A 16,608-nucleotide genomic window follows, 5' to 3' on the forward strand; every position below is an offset into this window, starting at 1 on the left:
ACTTACTTACGCAGTTCTACGCGACGGTTCTGAGCCCAGGACTGCTCGTCGTTGCCGGTGGCAACTGGACGCTCTTCGCCGTAGGAAACCAGTTCCAGCTGAGCAGGGGAAACGCCCTGCAGAACCAGGTAGCGCTGAACGGCTTTCGCACGACGCTCACCCAGAGCCATGTTGTACTCGCGGGTGCCGCGCTCGTCGGTGTTGCCTTCCAGGACAACGCGGTTGCCGTTGGCTTTCAGGTCCTTGGCGTGAACGTCCAGGGCGCGCATGGCTTCTGGCTTCAGATCCGAGCTGTCGTATTCGAAGTAGAAGGTGGTGATTGCGCGCAGGGCGGCTTCTTCGCTCAGGGAGCCGTCGACAGCGCCAGTGTTGGCACCGTAGCCAGCGTTCGGGTCAACAGCGCCTTCACCAGCGTTGTCACCGCCTTTCGAGGAGCAACCTACAGCTACAGCCATGGCCAGAGCCAGCGCAGCGAATTTACCAAACTTCAGCATTTCCATCGTGAAACTCCTAATGAAACCCCAGTGTGTTAAGCAAAACGTGTTACGCCGCAATCAGTTCAGGTAAGGGGACCAGGACGGTTCTCTGACTTCGCCTTGAGCGGTAGGAAGTGGGAGCCTCACACGGCCGTTAAGCGACACGAGCATCAAGACTCCCCGGCCCTGCTGGCGGGTGGCGTAGATTAGCATGGTGCCGTTTGGCGCAACAGTGGGAGACTCATCAAGACTGGTCTCGGAGAGAATCTTTACACTTCCGCGTTGCAGGTCCTGTGCCGCCACCTTGAAGTTGGTGAAACCCTGTTGGCGATGAATCATCACCAGGGTCTTTTCATCGGCAGACAGTTTTGGGTTGGCGTTGTAGTTGCCAACGAAAGTTACCCGCTCGGCACCACCACCACTGACCGACTGTTTATAGATCTGCGGTTTGCCGCCACGGTCGGACGTGAAGTAAAGGGTGTTGCCATCCTTGCCCCAGAACGGCTCGGTATTGATACCGGGGCCGGCGGTGACACGGCTGATCTGGCGCGAAGCCACGTTCATCACGTAGATGTCCGGGTTGCCGTCCTTGGACAGCACGAACGCCAGGCGGGTACCGTCAGGCGACCAGGCCGGAGCGCCGTTCAGGCCTTCGAAGTTGGTGATCTGCTCGCGACGGCCGGTATCGATGTGCTGGACGAAGATGCGCGGGCGCTTCTGCTCGAACGACACATAGGCGATACGCTTGCCATCCGGCGCAAAGCGCGGCGACAGGATCGGCTCACGCGACTGCAGCAGGGTCACCGCACGGGCACCGTCGTAGTCCGAACGCTGCAGGGTGTAGCGGGTGTTGTTGGTCGAAAAGCGCTCGGCAGTCACATACAGCATGCGGGTGGAGAACGCACCCTTGATGCCGGTGAGCTTCTCGAACGACTGGTCGGCGATGTAGTGGGCCATGTCGCGCAGCTGGTCGACACCGCCAGCGACGCTGCCGGTCAGCACTTGCTGCTCGGTGGCGACGTTGAACAGCGCGTAGCTGACCTGCAGGCGCCCGCCGGCCGGCACGATGCTGCCGACCATCACATACTGGGCGCCCAGGGCTTTCCAGTCGCGGAAGATCACTTCACTGGCCTGGCTCGGCAGGCTGATCATGTTCTGCCGCGGGATCGGCGAGTAGTAGCCGGAGTTGCGCAGGTCGTTGCCGATGATGTCGGCCATGTCTTCCGGCAGCACGCTGCCGCCCTGCACACCGAACGGTACGACGGCGATGGGCGTGGCCCGATCGCTGCCGCTGGTGACCAGGATGTTCTTCTCTTCCGCCATGGCCATGCCCGCCACGCAGCAGAGCAAGACCAGGAGTCCTCTCAGACGTTTAATCACAACGCTAGATCCTCAGGTGTAAATGTCATCTTGAATGAACGATACGGATTGAACTCGTTCGGCTTCAAGCCCTGCATCTCGGTCAACCGACCAATGTTCTTTACCGCGGCTACCGCCGAGCTGTCGAACGGGCCGTCGCCACTGGATTTGGCCACGCTCACGTTGGTGATGGTGCCGTCCGGCAGCATGTTGATCTGCAGAACTACCGTCATGCCTTTACGCGCAGAGGGCGGACGCGCCCAGCCTTCGGCTGCACGCATGCGGATCAGGTCGTCGAAGTCGCCGGCCACCTGGTCACCCTGCTCATCGGCCAGGGCCTGCTGCCGCTCGGTGGAGTCAGACAACAGCTCGGCCAGGGCCTGGGCTTTCTTGTCTTCCGCCGACTTGCGCGCTGCTTCCTGTGCCTTTTTCTTCTGGGCGTCTGCAGCGGCCTTTTTCTTGGCCTCTTCAGCTGCCTTTTTCTTCGCATCCTCGGCCGCGGCTTTCTTCTTCGCGTCCTCGGCTGCTTTTTTCTTCGCGTCTTCGGCGGCTTTCTTCTTCGCCTCTTCCGCAGCTTGTTTCTTGGCTTCTTCTTCGGCCTGCTTCTTGGCCTCTTCTTCAGCCTTTTTCTTGGCGATGTCGGCCTGCTGCTTTTCAGCGGCCTTCTTCGCCTCTTCAGCCTTCTTGGCTTCGGCTGCCTTCTTCTGCTCGGCGGCCTTGGCGGCTTCATCAGCCTTTTTCGCCTCGGCGGCTTCGCGGGCCTCTTCGGCCTTTTGAGCGGCGTCGGCTTTCTTTTGTTCCGCGGCCTTTACGGCCTCCTGCTCGACCTTCTTCTGCTCCAGCTGCTCGACTTCGGTCTGGCGCGCGGCGGTCTTCTTCGCCTCCCCGGCAATCTTCTGATTGGTCTGGGTGGTGGCCTGGCTTTTCGACTTGAGCTGGTACAGCGTAGCCTGCACGATGGGTTTGGAGGGCGGCAGCTCGGGCGTCATGGCAAAACTGACGAACAGCAAGCCGAACACCAGCACATGCAGGCCAATGGCCCAGACACTGGGCCAGAAGTAGCTTTCCGAGGCGGATGGCTCTCGCTGTTGCATCAGGGCGCCTCGGTAATCAGGCCAACGTTACCGACACCGGCCTTCTGCAACCCGCCCATGGCACCCATGACCGCGCCGTAGTCGACAGCCTTGTCGCCACGAATGAAGACCTGGGTCTGTTTGCCCTGGTCACGGCCGGCAGCGATAATCTTGGTCACTGCACCGGTCATTTCCGGCAAGGTCATGGCCTTGTCCATCTGCTTGTCGGTGTCGACTTCGCTGCCAAGGTTCCAGTAGTAGGTCTTGTCGGCCTTGATCGAGATGGTCAGGATCTGGACGTTGTTGTCCTGCGGCAGGGCTTCGCTGGAAACCTTGGGCAGGTCCACCTTCACGCCCTGGTTGAGCATGGGGGCGGTCACCATGAAGATGACCAGCAGCACCAGCATCACGTCGATGTAAGGCACCACGTTCATCTCGGCGACCGGCTTGCGTTTGTGGCGAACTCGGGCCATGGGTTTCTACCTGATCACTCTTCGCTGGTGTGTACTTTGCGGTGCAGAATTGCCTGGAACTCGTCGGCGAACGTGTAGTAACGGCCGATCAGAGTTTCACTGCGCGCAGCGAAACGGTTGTAGGCGATGACCGCCGGGATGGCTGCGAACAGGCCGATCGCGGTGGCGATCAGGGCCTCGGCGATGCCGGGGGCCACGGTGGCCAGGGTCGCTTGCTGGGCGCTGGCCAGGCCGCGGAAGGAGTTCATGATGCCCCACACGGTACCGAACAGGCCGATGTACGGGCTGGTGGAACCGACGGTGGCCAGGAATGGCAGGCTCTGCTCGAGTTTTTCTTCCTCGCGCGAGATGGCAACGCGCATGGCACGGCCAACACCTTCCATCACCGCGTCAGGGTCGACACCCGGCTGCTGGCGCAGGCGCGAGAATTCCTTGAAGCCGGCACGGAACACCTGCTCGACGCCCGAGTCCGGGTCCGGGTTGCTGCCGGCCTGACGGTACAGCTTGGACAGGTCGATGCCCGACCAGAAGCGCTCTTCGAACGCGTCCAGGGCACGACGGCCGGCACGCAGCATGGTGCTGCGCTGGAAGATCATGATCCACGAGGTGACCGAGGCGGCCACCAGGGTCAACATGACCAGCTGAACCACGACACTGGCATTGGCGACCAGGCTCCACATGGAGGTATGGTCGACGACGGTTGCTTCCACGCTTATTCTCCTGCGTTGAATTGAGTACCCGTGCTGTCCGCCAGGAAGGCGTCACGCAGCGCTGGGGGAATGGCCCGGGGTTTGAAAGTGTCGGCACGCACGGCGGCCACCAGAAACTGCCCTTCGCAGAGCAGCGTTTCATCTTTGCAGCGCCACACCTGCTGCACGAAACGCAGGCTGGCGCGGTTCAATTCGGTTACCTGCGCGGTGACCCGCAGTTCGTCGTCCAGCCGCGCCGGCGCGTGGTAGCGCGCTTCGCTGGAATGGACCACGAACAGAAGGTTGTCACCGGCCAGCTCCAGCTGGGAAAACCCCAGATGACGCAGGCGCTCGGTACGCGCACGCTCCATGAACTTCAGGTAGTTGACGTAGTAAACCACCCCACCGGCGTCGGTATCCTCGTAGTAGACGCGACAGCGGTGTGCGAACGGTTCCAGCCCATTTTGCGCGCGCATACTCTAGTGCTTACTCCTGTGCTTGCCAATCCGCTGCGGCAACTGTTTTTGCATCGATAATGTCTTATTGCCAGCGCCGCTGCGGCGTGCCTGCGGTAGGACCACAAAAACGCCGGTTCGATCTGTCATTCGTCGTCTTGCGCGGCATATTCACCACCCTCGCAGAAGCGCCCGGGGATGTTCAGGCCAAAATGCAGGTAGGCGTGGCGGGTGACCACTCGCCCCCGAGGGGTGCGCATGATGTAACCCTGCTGGATCAGGTACGGCTCGAGCACGTCCTCGATGGTGTGGCGCTCTTCGCCGATGGCCGCCGCCAGGTTGTCCAGGCCTACCGGGCCGCCGTCGAATTTTTCGATCATGGTCAGCAGCAGGCGCCGGTCGGAGTGGTCGAAACCACGCTCGTCGACATCAAGCAGGTTCAGCGCCATGTCGGCGACCGCCTTGGTGATCTCGCCCTTGCCGCGTACTTCGGCGTAGTCGCGCACCCGTCGCAGCAGGCGGTTGGCGATACGTGGCGTGCCGCGCGCCCGGCGGGCGATCTCGTAGGCGCCCTTGTCGTCCATCGGCAACCCGAGAATGCTCGCCGAACGGCTGACGATGGTGGCCAGGTCACGGTCGCTGTAAAACTCCAGGCGCTGGACGATACCGAAGCGGTCGCGCAGCGGGTTGGTCAGCATGCCGGCACGGGTGGTGGCGCCGACCAGGGTGAACGGCGGCAGGTCGAGCTTGATCGAGCGGGCCGCAGGGCCTTCGCCGATCATGATGTCGAGCTGGAAGTCTTCCATGGCCGGGTACAGCACTTCTTCGACCACCGGCGACAGGCGGTGAATTTCGTCGATGAACAGCACATCGTGGGGTTCGAGGTTGGTCAGCATCGCCGCCAGGTCACCCGGGCGCTCGAGGATCGGGCCGGAAGTACTTTTCACCGACACGCCCATTTCGTGGGCGATGATGTTGGCCAGGGTGGTCTTGCCCAGGCCCGGCGGGCCGAAGATCAAGGTGTGGTCGAGGGACTCGCTGCGCCCACGTGCGGCCTGGATGAACAGCGCCATCTGCTCGCGCACCACCGGCTGGCCGATGTAGTCCTCCAGGCTCAACGGGCGAATCGCACGGTCCTGGACTTCTTCGCGGTCGCGACCGGAGGCGGCGATCAGGCGGTCGGTCTCGATCACTTGGCAATCATCCCTTTGAGGCTGCGGCGGATCAGCTCTTCACTGCCCAGGCCTGCCTTGTCCTTGATCGCGGCGATGGCCTTGCTGGCCTCTTGCGGCTTGTAGCCCAAAGAGACCAGGGCGCTGACCGCGTCGGCCTCGGCGGTGGACTCGCTGGCCACCGGCAGCGGGCCGTCGGAAACCAAAGTGAACATGGCCGGGGAGGTTTCCCAGGCCTTGAAGCGGTCCTTGAGCTCGACCAGCAGGCGTTCGGCAGTCTTCTTGCCAACCCCGGGCACGCGCACCAGGGCCGAGGCGTCCTGGGCCTGCACGCAGCGCACCAACTCGTCCACTTCAAGCCCCGACATCAGCGCCAGCGCCAGCTTGGGGCCGACGCCGTTGAGCCGGATCAGCTCGCGGAACAGCTCACGCTCACGCTTTTCGGCAAAGCCATAGAGCAAGTGGGCGTCTTCACGGACCACCAGGTGAGTGTGCAGGGTGACCACCTCGCCCAGCTTGGGCAGGCGGTACAGCGTGGTCATGGGGACTTCGAGCTCATAGCCCAGGCCGCCCACATCGACAATCAGGTGTGGCGGCTGTTTTTCCGCCAGGGTGCCGCGCAAACGTCCAATCACGTTCCGATCCTTCCTCTCGGGCGCCGGTCGAAAACCGGTTCACCCTATCAGCAAATGCGCCGGGTGAATGTTTCCCCCGGACAAAATGTGTATCAGCGCATGAAGCCGCTACAGACGCAAGCGCCCGCCGCGCCGCCGCGCCGTGCTCAACCCATGGGGGATCAGGCTGGAGCGGGTGTGGGCGTGGCACAGGGCGATGGCCAGGGCATCGGAGGCGTCGATCTGCGGCTTCTTGGTGAGTTTGAGCAGGTGCATGACCATCAGCATCACCTGTTCCTTGTTGGCCCCGCCGGTGCCCGCCACCGCCTGCTTGACCTGGCTGGCGGTGTATTCGGCAATCTCGAGGCCGGCCTCGGCGGCAGCGACGATGGCCGCCCCGCGGGCCTGGCCGAGCTTGAGCGCCGAGTCGGCGTTGCGTGCCATGAACACCCGTTCGATACCCATGGTCACCGGGCCGTGCTGGCGAATAATCTCGCTGACACCGCGAAATACCACCAGCAGGCGGTCATGCAGCTCGCCGTCGCCGGTGCGGATGCAGCCTGAGGTGACATACTCGCAGCCGCGTGGGGTCTGGCGGACCACGCCGAAGCCGGTGATGCGCGAGCCGGGGTCGATACCAAGAATCAGAGTCATAACGCCTGCATTACCAGTGCAATGTGTACCGGCCTATTCGCGGGCAAGCCCGCTCCCACAGGATCTCATCGCTCGTCAGAGCGACGGTGCACCTGTGGGAGCGGGCTTGCCCGCGAATAGGCCGTCTGGAAAAACGACAGCCTTAGCCCAGCGCTTCCATGATCTCGTCAGAAATCTGCGCATTGGAGTAGACGTTCTGCACGTCGTCCAGGTCTTCGAGCATGTCGATCAGCTTGAGTACCTTCTCGGCCCCATCCTGGTCCAGTTCGGCACTGGTGGTCGGCTGCATCACGATCTCGGCGTCCGAGGCCTTGAAGCCAGCCTCTTCCAGGGCGTTGCGCACGGCATAGAAGCTGTTGAACGAGGTGAACACCTCGAACGAGCCGTCATCGTTGACTACCACGTCATCGGCGTCGGCCTCCATGGCGGCTTCCATCAGCGCATCTTCGTCCACCTGCAATTCGGCGGCGAAGCTGATCTGGCCCTTGCGCTCGAACAGGTAGGCCACCGAACCGTCGGTGCCCAGGTTGCCGCCACACTTGGTGAACGCGTGACGCACTGCGGCAGCGGTGCGGTTGCGGTTGTCGGTCATGGCCTCGACCATGATCGCCACGCCCCCCGGGCCGTAGCCTTCGTAGCTGAGCTCTTCGACGTTGTCGCTTTCATTGGTGCCGGCACCACGGGCCACCGCACGGTCGATGATGTCGCGGCTCATGTTGGCGCCCAGGGCCTTGTCCAGCGCCAGACGCAAGCGCGGGTTGGAGGCCGGGTCAGGCCCGCCTTGCTTGGCGGCGACGGTCAGCTCGCGGATCCATTTGGTGAAGACCTTGCCTCTCTTGGCATCCTGGCGTTCTTTGCGGTGCTTGATGTTCGCCCACTTGGAATGACCGGCCATAACGACTCCAAATCCTTGAAACAGAAACAGGTTCCGCCCCGAAGGGCGGAACGCGAAGAAGACTGCGCCAAAGCGCGGGGGTGCCCTGTTGCCGGGGCACCCCGGTCGATCACTCGACCTTGGTCTGCTCACGCAGACGAATGTGCAGCTCACGCAGGGCCTTGGCGTCGACCTGGCCTGGGGCCTGGGTCATCACGTCGGCGGCGCTCTGGGTTTTCGGGAAGGCGATCACTTCACGGATCGACTGCGCGCCGGTCATCAGCATGACCAGGCGGTCCAGGCCGAAGGCCAGGCCACCGTGTGGTGGTGCACCGAACTTCAGGGCGTCGAGCAGGAAGCCGAACTTCTCTTCCTGTTCAGCCGCCTCGATACCCAGCAGGCGGAACACTGCTTGCTGCATTTCTTTACGGTGGATACGGATCGAACCGCCACCCAGTTCGGTGCCGTTCAGGACCATGTCGTAAGCACGGGACAGGGCGATGCCCGGGTTGGCCTCGAGCTCTTCCGGCGAGCACTTGGGTGCGGTGAACGGGTGGTGCAGCGCGCTGAAGCTGCCGTCTTCGTTCTCTTCGAACATCGGGAAGTCGACCACCCACATCGGCGCCCACTTGCAGGTCAGCAGCTCGAAGTCGTGGCCCAGGCGGATGCGCAGCGCGCCCAGGGCTTCGCTGACCACCTTGAACTTGTCGGCACCGAAGAACACGATGTCGCCGTCTACAGCACCCACGCGGTCGAGGATGTTGTTGAGGTTGGCCTCTGGGATGTTCTTGACGATCGGCGACTGCAGACCCTCGACACCCTTGGCGCGCTCGTTGACCTTGATGTAGGCCAGGCCCTTGGCACCGTAGATGCCGACGAACTTGGTGTACTCGTCGATCTTGCTGCGCGGCATGCTGGCGCCGCCTGGCAGGCGCAGGGCGGTGACGCGGCATTTCGGGTCGTTGGCGGGGCCGGCGAAGACCTTGAAGTCAACGTCCTTCAATTGGTCGGCAACGTCGACCAGTTCCAGCGGGATGCGCAGGTCAGGCTTGTCCGAACCGTAGCGGCGCATGGCTTCTTCGAAGGTCATGTGCGGGAATTCGCCGAACTCCAGGTCCAGGACTTCTTTGAACAGCTTGCGGATCATGCCTTCGGTCAGGCCCATGATCTCGGCTTCATCGAGGAAGCTGGTCTCGATGTCGATCTGGGTGAATTCCGGCTGACGGTCAGCCCGCAGGTCTTCGTCGCGGAAGCACTTGGCGATCTGGTAGTAGCGGTCGAAGCCGGCCACCATCAGCAGTTGCTTGAACAGCTGCGGCGACTGCGGCAGGGCGAAGAAGCTGCCGGCGTGAGTACGGCTAGGTACCAGGTAGTCGCGGGCGCCTTCAGGCGTTGCGCGGGTCAGGATCGGCGTTTCGACGTCGAGGAAGCCGTTTTCGTCGAGGAAGCGGCGGATGCTGCTGGTGATGCGCGAACGCAGGCGCAGCTTGTCGGCCATTTCCGGGCGACGCAGGTCGATGAAGCGGTAGCGCAGGCGGGTTTCCTCGCCAACGTCGGAATACTCGTTCAGCGGGAACGGCGGGGTTTCGGCTTCGTTGAGCACATTCAGCTCGTAGCCCAGCACTTCGATACCGCCGGAGGCCATGTTCGGGTTGACCGCGCCTTCAGGGCGACGGCGTACCTTGCCGGTGATCTGCACGACGTATTCGCTGCGCACGCGGTCGGCGTTGGCGAAGGTTTCGGCGCGATCCGGGTCGAACACGACCTGGGCCATGCCTTCGCGGTCACGGATATCGAGGAAGATCACCCCGCCGTGGTCGCGGCGACGATGGACCCAACCGCAAAGGGTGATTTCCTGGCCGTCCAGGCTCTCGTTCAGTTGGCCGCAATAATGGCTGCGCATCATGATGGTGTTCGCTTCTCGTGATTCGTGTATTCGGTAAAGGTCTGGCCTGCCCAGGGGGCTAATACTGCAAGACCTGCTCGGTGCAATTCAACTCAGTCGGCCTTGTCGCCGCCTGCCAGGTTCTTTTTTGCCCCGGTCTTGAAGTCGGTCTCGTACCAGCCGTTGCCGCTCAGGCGAAAGCCGGGGACCGACAGCAGTTTCTTCAACGCGGGTGCCTGGCACGCCGGGCAATCGCTCAGCGGCGCGGCGCTGATCTTCTGCAGGGCCTCGAACTGGTGCTCGCAGGCGCCACATTGATAGTCGTAAAGGGGCATGGGTGTCTCTCGTCAACCACATCGCACGCTGCCCAAGGCAGCAAAGAGCGGGATTATATATGGTTAAGGGGAGCAGTGCAGCCCGCCCGGCGATCAGTCGGCGTCGGGCGCTTCCTGCAGCCAGGCCACGCAGATGACCCGCACCAGGCCGCTGAAATTGCGCACCCCACCGTGACGCAGGTGTACTTCGCGGTCCAGGTACGACAGCACGGCGCTGACCGAGCAGTGATTGGCCCGGGCAATGCGCTCGAGGATGCGCCAGTAGACCACCTCCAGGCGCAAACAGGTGGCAAAACCGTTCAAGCGCACCGAGCGCGAGACCGGCCCGGCCTGCGCCATGTCGAAGTCGGCCCTGAACGGGTCGATACTGGGCTTGCCTGCCCGCTGCCCCTGCCTGGCACCGCCGTCGACCCCGCGCACCCCGTCATTCATCGCATTGCTCCCTGTGGCGACACGACCTTTCGCCTAGGCGAGCAGGTCAAGGACGCCCATGAAGCGCTCCCGGCCGCGACCATCCCAGCGGCAAGGCCTTCCCCTCAAACGCTCAGGCCCGCCACCTGCGAAGGTGGCGGGCCTGATTTCAGGGCACTGCGAACGGCTCAAGCGGCAATCATTTCCCGTCGAGCAATACCCGCAACATCCACGCGGTTTTCTCGTGAACCTGCATGCGCTGGGTCAGCAGGTCGGCGGTCGGCTCGTCACTGACCTTGTCCACCACCGGGAAAATGCTACGCGCGGTGCGTACCACCGCCTCCTGCCCCTGGACCAGCTGGCGGATCATTTCGTCGGCCGCCGGCACCCCTTCCTCTTCTTTAATAGAGGAGTGGCGGGCATAGAAGGCATAAGAGCCCGGCGCCGGGAAGCCGAGGGCACGGATGCGTTCGGCGATGGAGTCGACGGCCAGGGCCAGTTCGTTGTACTGCTCCTCGAACATCAGGTGCAGGGTACGGAACGACGGGCCGGTGACGTTCCAGTGGAAGTTGTGGGTTTTCAGGTACAACACATAAGTGTCGGACAACAGGCGCGACAGCCCTTCGACGATGGACTTGCGGTCTTCTTCGCTGATACCGATATCGATTGCCATGAAGTTCCCCTTTCCATAAGGCCTGAATGCTCAAGCGGGCGCGAGCCACTGTAGCAAGAGAATGCTGCCCGCGCATGCGCTCCGGCGCCGCACGCATAGCCGTTTGCCAGCCAACGGTTTGAGAAGCCCCCGCCTTTGCTGTTAAATAGGCAGCGTGCCACCCGTGCGGATTTTCAATGCCGGGTGCATAGGCTTGGCCTGCCACGTTTTCGCACCTACCGTTCCTGTGCACCGTGCAGCCAGCTCATCCTGTGATCGGCCTTTATCAATGCGAGCCAACTAAAAATGTTCAAGATCGTCCATCTGGTGACGGGCGTGGCTGCCTTGCTGCTATCGCTCATACCCAGCCTCAGAACCGACGCGACACCTTTGCTGCAACAACCCGAGGCCGTCTACCTGGCCTTGCTCGGCCTGCTCAACCTGCTGCTCGCCCCTGCCCTGCCGCTGTACTACAAGGGCATGCGCCAGCAACTGCAACGCGCCGCCAGCATCCTGCTGGTGGCTGCGGTGATCCTGCAGACCATCACCCTGCTGGCACGCCCGGAGCTGGGCAACCTGCCAGCACTGGCCTGCGCCATGCTCGCCACCTTGCTGCACCTGGCCGCAGGCCTGGCCCGCAGCGCGCGCAAACCACGCGCAAGCCAGGGCGGCGCGCTGGATGCCGGCAAGCGCGATACCGGTACGGTGAAGTGGTTCAACACCTCCAAGGGCTTCGGCTTCATCTCGCGCGATTCGGGTGACGATATCTTCGTGCACTTTCGCGCCATCCGCGGCGAAGGCCACCGTGTCCTGGTCGAAGGCCAGCGCGTGGAGTTTTCGGTGATGCACCGCGACAAAGGCCTGCAGGCCGAAGACGTGGTCGCGGTTTCGCGCCGCTGACCACGCCCCTCCACCACCCTCAGTAATGGGGGGGTGGAGGCTCCTCCCCGCCCCCGCCGTACTGGCCAACCATGTCTTCGTAACGCTTGATCAGCTCGGCCATCTGCAGTTGCAGGCGCTCGATCACCCGCCCCTGCTCGACCACCACGTCGTTAAGCTCCTGAATGGTGTCATCCTGGAATGCCTGACGGGTTTCCAGTTCGACGATGCGCATTTCAAGCGACATGACTCAGGCCTCCTTGAAGCTTTCGCCGAGCAGCTCGACGATACGCTGGCGAATGCCTTCGACCTGCTGGTCGGTGTAACCGATAGCCGGCACCTTACCCCACACCGGCGCCGGCCAGGCAGCGTCGTCACGGCGGCGGACGATCACATGCATGTGCAGTTGGCTGACCACATTGCCGAGGGAGGCAACGTTCATCTTGTCGGCGGCGAACGCATCCTTGAGCGCCTCGGCCAACGCCGTGCTTTCTTCCCACAACTGACGCTGGTCGGCCTCTTCGAGATCGAACAGCTCGCTGACATCGGCACGCCGCGGCACCAGGATGAACCAAGGGTAGTTGGCGTCCTTGCTCAGCAGCAGGCTGCACAACGGCAGCTCGCCCAGTAGCAGGGAATCCTGTTGCAGACGCGAATCGAGGGTGAACACGGCGAACCTCCAGAAAACAAATGCCCGCCCTTGCGGCGGGAACAGGGGGCGAAGGATACCCTGCTTTACCAGGCACCACACGGGCACGACGCGCAAGCGCGCACAGCTGCACTCAAGTGGTTCACCAACAACCCTGCGCTTGCCCCGTCGCGGTAACACCGCGCTACTTTTCGCACCACAATGATGCGAACCGTCACCGCGCAACCACACAGCCGTCACACAAAACAGGCAAGTTGAACAAAGCGCGGTAACACCTTGACTTTGAAGGCAGCTCGAACAAACCCAGCGAAGCGCAGTAGTGGCACACCATCAGACACCCGAAACCCCGTATTCATTGGGGTTTTCGCCCTGCCCGCTGCGGGTTTGTGAAAATTTCATCAAACGTTCGCGATTTTGAGCATGCTTGTTGCATTCGTTTGACGCCAAGTCGGCACGACACCTGCAAAGACAGGTGAGCGCGACAAATAACAACAGCGGCATCGGAGTTACCAGGGAGCCTTCAGCCCTACTTTGTGTTTACACATAAATGATGGGCGCGGCAGCGCTGGCGTTGTACACCCCAATAAAAAGGGGGTGTGATTTGCGACATGGAAATAACCGTAAGCGACACGGCCATAAAGTTACCGAAAGGTTGTTTTCAGCCGTATCGCCAACAATAGTCAGCGTGATATACATTTTCGCCGACATAACAAGAAAGAGCTGCCCCTCATAATTAAAACACTGGGCGCAGCGGTACTCTTCCTAAAACCAAAGGAGCAAATCACGATGCGCGTGATGAAGTGGAGCATGATCGCCCTGGCCGTTGCGGCGGGGACTTCGCAGATGGCAATCGCCTCTTCGCAGGATGAGTCCAAAGGCTTCCTCGAAGACAGCAAGCTGAACGTCAAGACCCGTATGCTGTATTTCAGCCGTGACTTCCGTAACAACGAACGGGATGCAAACGGCGACCGCCAGAGCCGCGCCGAAGAAACCGGCCTGGGCTTCCTCGGCACCTACGAGTCCGGCTTCACCCAGGGCACCGTGGGCTTTGGCGTCGACGCCATCGGCATGCTGGGCCTGAAAGTCGACAGCGGCAAGGGCCGCGCCGGCACCGGCCTGTTCCCCACCGGCAGCGACGGCCGCTCCCAGGACGACTACTCCAAGGGTGGCGCAGCAGCCAAGTTCCGCATCTCCGATACCGTGCTGAAAGTGGGTGACCAGTTCACCGCCCTGCCGGTCTTCGCCACCGACGACAGCCGCCTGCTGCCGGAAATGGCCCAGGGCGGCCTGATCACCAGCAACGAGATCAAGGGCCTGACCCTGCACGCCGGCCGCTTCACCAGCCTGACCGGGCAAGCCGAAACCAACCGTGACAGCCTGCGCCTGACCGAAGCTGACGTTCTGGGCGGCACCTACGCCTTCACCGACAGCCTGACCACCAGCCTGTACTACTCGAAGGTCGAAGACTACTGGCGCAAATACTACGCCAACGTCAACTGGGCTCTGCCGATCTCCGACAAGCAAGGCCTGGTGTTCGACTTCAACATCTATGACACCAAGAGCGACGGCTCGGGCAAGGTTCGCGCCTTCGACGGCGACAAACTGGACAACCGCGCGTTCAGCCTCTCGGCCGCCTACAACATCGGCGCCCACACCTTCACCCTGGCTTACCAGAAAGTCACCGGTGACGGCGATTACGCCTACGGCGTGGACGGTGGCGGCACCGTGTTCCTGGCCAACTCCATCGCCCGTTCCGACTTCAACGCCGAAGACGAGAAGTCCTGGCAGGCTCGCTACGACCTGAACTTCGCCGAATACGGCATCCCGGGCCTGTCGTTCATGACCCGTTATGCCCGCGGTACTGGCGCCAACGTAGCAGGCACCAACAACGGCAAGGAATGGGAACGCGACATCGACGTCAAGTACGTGCTGCAAGAAGGCCCGGCCAAGGACCTGAGCTTCCGCGTACGCCAGGCCACCTACCGCTCGGCCGACGGCGTCTACTACGGCTCCCCGTCGCTGGACGAGCTGCGCCTGATCGTCGAGTACCCGCTGAGCATCCTGTAAGCCCCGGGCTTCAGTACTCGGCACCTGAAGAAGCCCGGCGATTGCCGGGCTTTTTCTTGGCTGACATAAATGCACAACTGCTGCATTCTGTACGCCTTCGTTCCGCCCCCGTACAATGCGGGGTCATTTCACATTCAGGCAATCGACACGGCTCCCCATGCGCACCAGTCAATATTTGCTCGCCACCCAAAAAGAAACCCCGGCCGATGCAGTGGTCATCAGCCACCAGCTCATGCTGCGCGCCGGCATGATCCGCAAGCTGGCCTCCGGCCTGTACACCTGGCTGCCGATGGGCCTGCGGGTAATGCGCAAGGTCGAGAACGTGGTACGCGAGGAAATGAACGCCGCCGGCGCCCTGGAAGTGCTGATGCCGAGCATCCAGCCAGCAGAGCTGTGGCAGGAGTCCGGCCGCTGGGAGCAATACGGCCCCGAGCTGCTGCGCCTGAAGGACCGCCATCAGCGCGACTTCTGCGTCGGCCCGACCCACGAAGAAGTCATCACCGACCTGGCCCGCAACGAGCTGTCCAGCTATAAACAGCTGCCGCTCAACATGTACCAGATCCAGACCAAATTCCGCGACGAGATCCGCCCACGCTTCGGCCTGATGCGCGGCCGCGAATTCATCATGAAGGACGCCTATTCCTTCCATGCCGACCAGGCTTCCCTGCAGGAAACCTACGACCGCATGCACCAGGCGTACAGCAACGTGTTCACCCGCCTGGGCCTGGACTTCCGCCCCGTGCAGGCCGACACCGGCTCGATCGGTGGCAGCTATTCCCACGAGTTCCACGTACTGGCTTCGTCCGGCGAAGACGACGTGATCTTCAGCGACAGCTCCGACTACGCCGCCAACATCGAGAAGGCCGAAGCCATCCCGCGTGAAACCGTGCGCCCGGCCCCAGCAGAAGAACTGCGCCTGGTCGATACGCCGCAGGCCAAGACCATCGCCGAACTGGTCGAAAACCACAACCTGCCGATCGAGAAGACCGTCAAGACCCTGATCGTGCGCGGCGCCGAAGAGGGCAAGCTGATCGCCCTGGTGGTACGCGGCGACCACGAACTCAACGAAATCAAGGCCACCAAGCTGGAACAGGTTGCCGACCCGCTGGTCATGGCTACCGAAGCCGACCTGCGCGACGCCATCGGTGCAGGCGCAGGCTCGCTGGGCCCGCTGAACCTGCCACTGGAATGCATCATCGACCGTTCGGTTGCCCTGATGAGCGACTTCGCTGTCGGCGCCAACATCGACGACAAGCACTACTTCGGCGTGAACTGGGAGCGCGACCTGCCGGTTCCGCAGGTGGCCGACATCCGTAACGTCGTCGAAGGCGACCCGAGCCCGGACGGCCAGGGTACCCTGGTAATCAAGCGCGGCATCGAAGTGGGCCACATCTTCCAGCTCGGCACCAAGTACAGCGAGGCGCTCAAGTGCCAGGTACTGGGTGAAAACGGCAAGCCGGTGGTGCTGTCCATGGGCTGCTACGGCATTGGCGTATCCCGCGTGGTCGCTGCTGCCATCGAGCAGAGCTACGACGACAAGGGCATCATCTGGAACGATGCCCTGGCGCCCTTCCAGATCGCCCTGGTACCGCTGCGCTACGAAACCGAAGTTGTCCGTGAGGCCACCGACAAGCTTTACGCCGAACTGACCGCCGCAGGCTTTGAAGTGCTGCTGGACGACCGTGACAAGAAGACCAGCCCCGGCATCAAGTTTGCCGACATGGAGCTGATCGGTATCCCGCACCGCATCGTCGTCAGCGACCGCGGCCTGGCCGACGGCAACCTGGAATACAAGCACCGCACCGAGCAGGATGCGCAGGCACTGCCGCTCAATGAAGTGCTGACCTTCCTGCAGGCCCGTATCCGCCGCTGATAACCCGTTGCGCGAGTG

General features: G+C 62.4%; 19 protein-coding genes. 3 read left to right on the forward strand and 16 right to left on the reverse strand.

Annotated elements, in window-relative coordinates; all coding sequences use genetic code 11:
• Positions 1-2: 2 nt before the first annotated feature.
• The 14 genes from pal to ACI2KK_RS13365 all read right to left on the reverse strand — a co-directional run bounded on the left by pal (position 3) and on the right by ACI2KK_RS13365 (position 11,143).
• Complete coding sequence (pal, locus tag ACI2KK_RS13300; protein WP_023381906.1) at positions 3-500, reverse strand: peptidoglycan-associated lipoprotein Pal; 498 nt, start codon at positions 498-500, stop codon at positions 3-5.
• Between the two features lie 54 nt (positions 501-554).
• Positions 555-1,805, reverse strand: coding sequence for a Tol-Pal system beta propeller repeat protein TolB (gene tolB / locus ACI2KK_RS13305; RefSeq protein WP_217843633.1), 1,251 nt, complete (start codon positions 1,803-1,805; stop codon positions 555-557).
• A 47-nt stretch (positions 1,806-1,852) separates the two neighbouring features.
• On the reverse strand, positions 1,853-2,929 hold the full coding sequence (tolA, locus tag ACI2KK_RS13310; RefSeq protein WP_404669229.1) for a cell envelope integrity protein TolA: 1,077 nt from the start codon (positions 2,927-2,929) through the stop codon (positions 1,853-1,855).
• Positions 2,929-3,381, reverse strand: coding sequence for a protein TolR (tolR, locus tag ACI2KK_RS13315; protein ID WP_039603824.1), 453 nt, complete (start codon positions 3,379-3,381; stop codon positions 2,929-2,931). The genes tolA and tolR overlap by 1 nt, the downstream gene beginning before the upstream one ends.
• 14 nt (positions 3,382-3,395) lie before the next feature.
• Entirely contained in the window at positions 3,396-4,091 is a 696-nt protein-coding gene (gene tolQ, locus ACI2KK_RS13320; protein WP_217839888.1) for a protein TolQ, read from the reverse strand.
• Positions 4,092-4,093: 2 nt separating this feature from the next.
• Complete coding sequence (ybgC, locus tag ACI2KK_RS13325; protein ID WP_404669230.1) at positions 4,094-4,546, reverse strand: tol-pal system-associated acyl-CoA thioesterase; 453 nt, start codon at positions 4,544-4,546, stop codon at positions 4,094-4,096.
• 125 nt (positions 4,547-4,671) lie between these two features.
• Complete coding sequence (gene ruvB, locus ACI2KK_RS13330) at positions 4,672-5,718, reverse strand: Holliday junction branch migration DNA helicase RuvB (protein ID WP_217839890.1); 1,047 nt, start codon at positions 5,716-5,718, stop codon at positions 4,672-4,674.
• Positions 5,715-6,332 carry a Holliday junction branch migration protein RuvA gene (ruvA, locus tag ACI2KK_RS13335; RefSeq protein WP_404669231.1) on the reverse strand — a complete coding sequence of 206 codons (618 nt, stop codon included), beginning with the start codon at positions 6,330-6,332 and terminating at the stop codon, positions 5,715-5,717. The genes ruvB and ruvA overlap by 4 nt, the downstream gene beginning before the upstream one ends.
• Before the next feature lie 108 nt (positions 6,333-6,440).
• Positions 6,441-6,965: a crossover junction endodeoxyribonuclease RuvC gene (gene ruvC, locus ACI2KK_RS13340; RefSeq protein WP_404669232.1), complete on the reverse strand. Its 525-nt coding sequence runs from the start codon at positions 6,963-6,965 to the stop codon at positions 6,441-6,443.
• A 142-nt stretch (positions 6,966-7,107) separates the two neighbouring features.
• On the reverse strand, positions 7,108-7,860 hold the full coding sequence (locus ACI2KK_RS13345; RefSeq protein WP_404669233.1) for a YebC/PmpR family DNA-binding transcriptional regulator: 753 nt from the start codon (positions 7,858-7,860) through the stop codon (positions 7,108-7,110).
• Positions 7,861-7,969: 109 nt separating this feature from the next.
• Positions 7,970-9,745 carry an aspartate--tRNA ligase gene (gene aspS, locus ACI2KK_RS13350; RefSeq protein WP_404669234.1) on the reverse strand — a complete coding sequence of 592 codons (1,776 nt, stop codon included), beginning with the start codon at positions 9,743-9,745 and terminating at the stop codon, positions 7,970-7,972.
• 92 nt (positions 9,746-9,837) lie between these two features.
• Positions 9,838-10,059, reverse strand: a complete 222-nt coding sequence (locus tag ACI2KK_RS13355) for an FmdB family zinc ribbon protein (RefSeq protein WP_217886127.1) — start codon at positions 10,057-10,059, stop codon at positions 9,838-9,840.
• 93 nt (positions 10,060-10,152) lie between these two features.
• Entirely contained in the window at positions 10,153-10,491 is a 339-nt protein-coding gene (locus ACI2KK_RS13360) for a ribbon-helix-helix domain-containing protein (RefSeq protein ID WP_217886128.1), read from the reverse strand.
• A 178-nt stretch (positions 10,492-10,669) separates the two neighbouring features.
• On the reverse strand, positions 10,670-11,143 hold the full coding sequence (locus ACI2KK_RS13365) for a Dps family protein (RefSeq protein WP_023381917.1): 474 nt from the start codon (positions 11,141-11,143) through the stop codon (positions 10,670-10,672).
• A 285-nt stretch (positions 11,144-11,428) separates the two neighbouring features.
• On the opposite strand from ACI2KK_RS13365, the gene ACI2KK_RS13370 reads away from it, so the two are divergent.
• Complete coding sequence (locus ACI2KK_RS13370; protein WP_404669235.1) at positions 11,429-12,022, forward strand: cold shock domain-containing protein membrane protein; 594 nt, start codon at positions 11,429-11,431, stop codon at positions 12,020-12,022.
• A gap of 19 nt (positions 12,023-12,041) precedes the next feature.
• Here the strand turns inward: ACI2KK_RS13370 and ACI2KK_RS13375 are convergent, their stop codons facing one another.
• Together ACI2KK_RS13375 and ACI2KK_RS13380 are read right to left on the reverse strand one after the other, a co-directional pair.
• Positions 12,042-12,248 (reverse strand): SlyX family protein, encoded by a 207-nt coding sequence (locus ACI2KK_RS13375; protein ID WP_217839898.1) that lies wholly within the window; start codon positions 12,246-12,248, stop codon positions 12,042-12,044.
• Between the two features lie 3 nt (positions 12,249-12,251).
• The gene (locus tag ACI2KK_RS13380) at positions 12,252-12,671 is read right to left on the reverse strand and encodes an HIT family protein (protein ID WP_404669236.1); all 420 of its coding nucleotides are present in this window, start codon (positions 12,669-12,671) and stop codon (positions 12,252-12,254) included.
• 765 nt (positions 12,672-13,436) lie between these two features.
• Here ACI2KK_RS13380 and ACI2KK_RS13385 point away from each other — a divergent pair.
• Both ACI2KK_RS13385 and ACI2KK_RS13390 read left to right on the forward strand, forming a co-directional pair.
• On the forward strand, positions 13,437-14,717 hold the full coding sequence (locus ACI2KK_RS13385; protein ID WP_404669237.1) for an OprD family porin: 1,281 nt from the start codon (positions 13,437-13,439) through the stop codon (positions 14,715-14,717).
• Positions 14,718-14,874: 157 nt separating this feature from the next.
• On the forward strand, positions 14,875-16,590 hold the full coding sequence (locus ACI2KK_RS13390) for a proline--tRNA ligase (RefSeq protein ID WP_404669238.1): 1,716 nt from the start codon (positions 14,875-14,877) through the stop codon (positions 16,588-16,590).
• Positions 16,591-16,608: the final 18 nt, after the last annotated feature.

The organism is Pseudomonas sp. NPDC089406 (assembly GCF_044900265.1).
GTDB lineage: Bacteria > Pseudomonadota > Gammaproteobacteria > Pseudomonadales > Pseudomonadaceae > Aquipseudomonas > Aquipseudomonas fakonensis.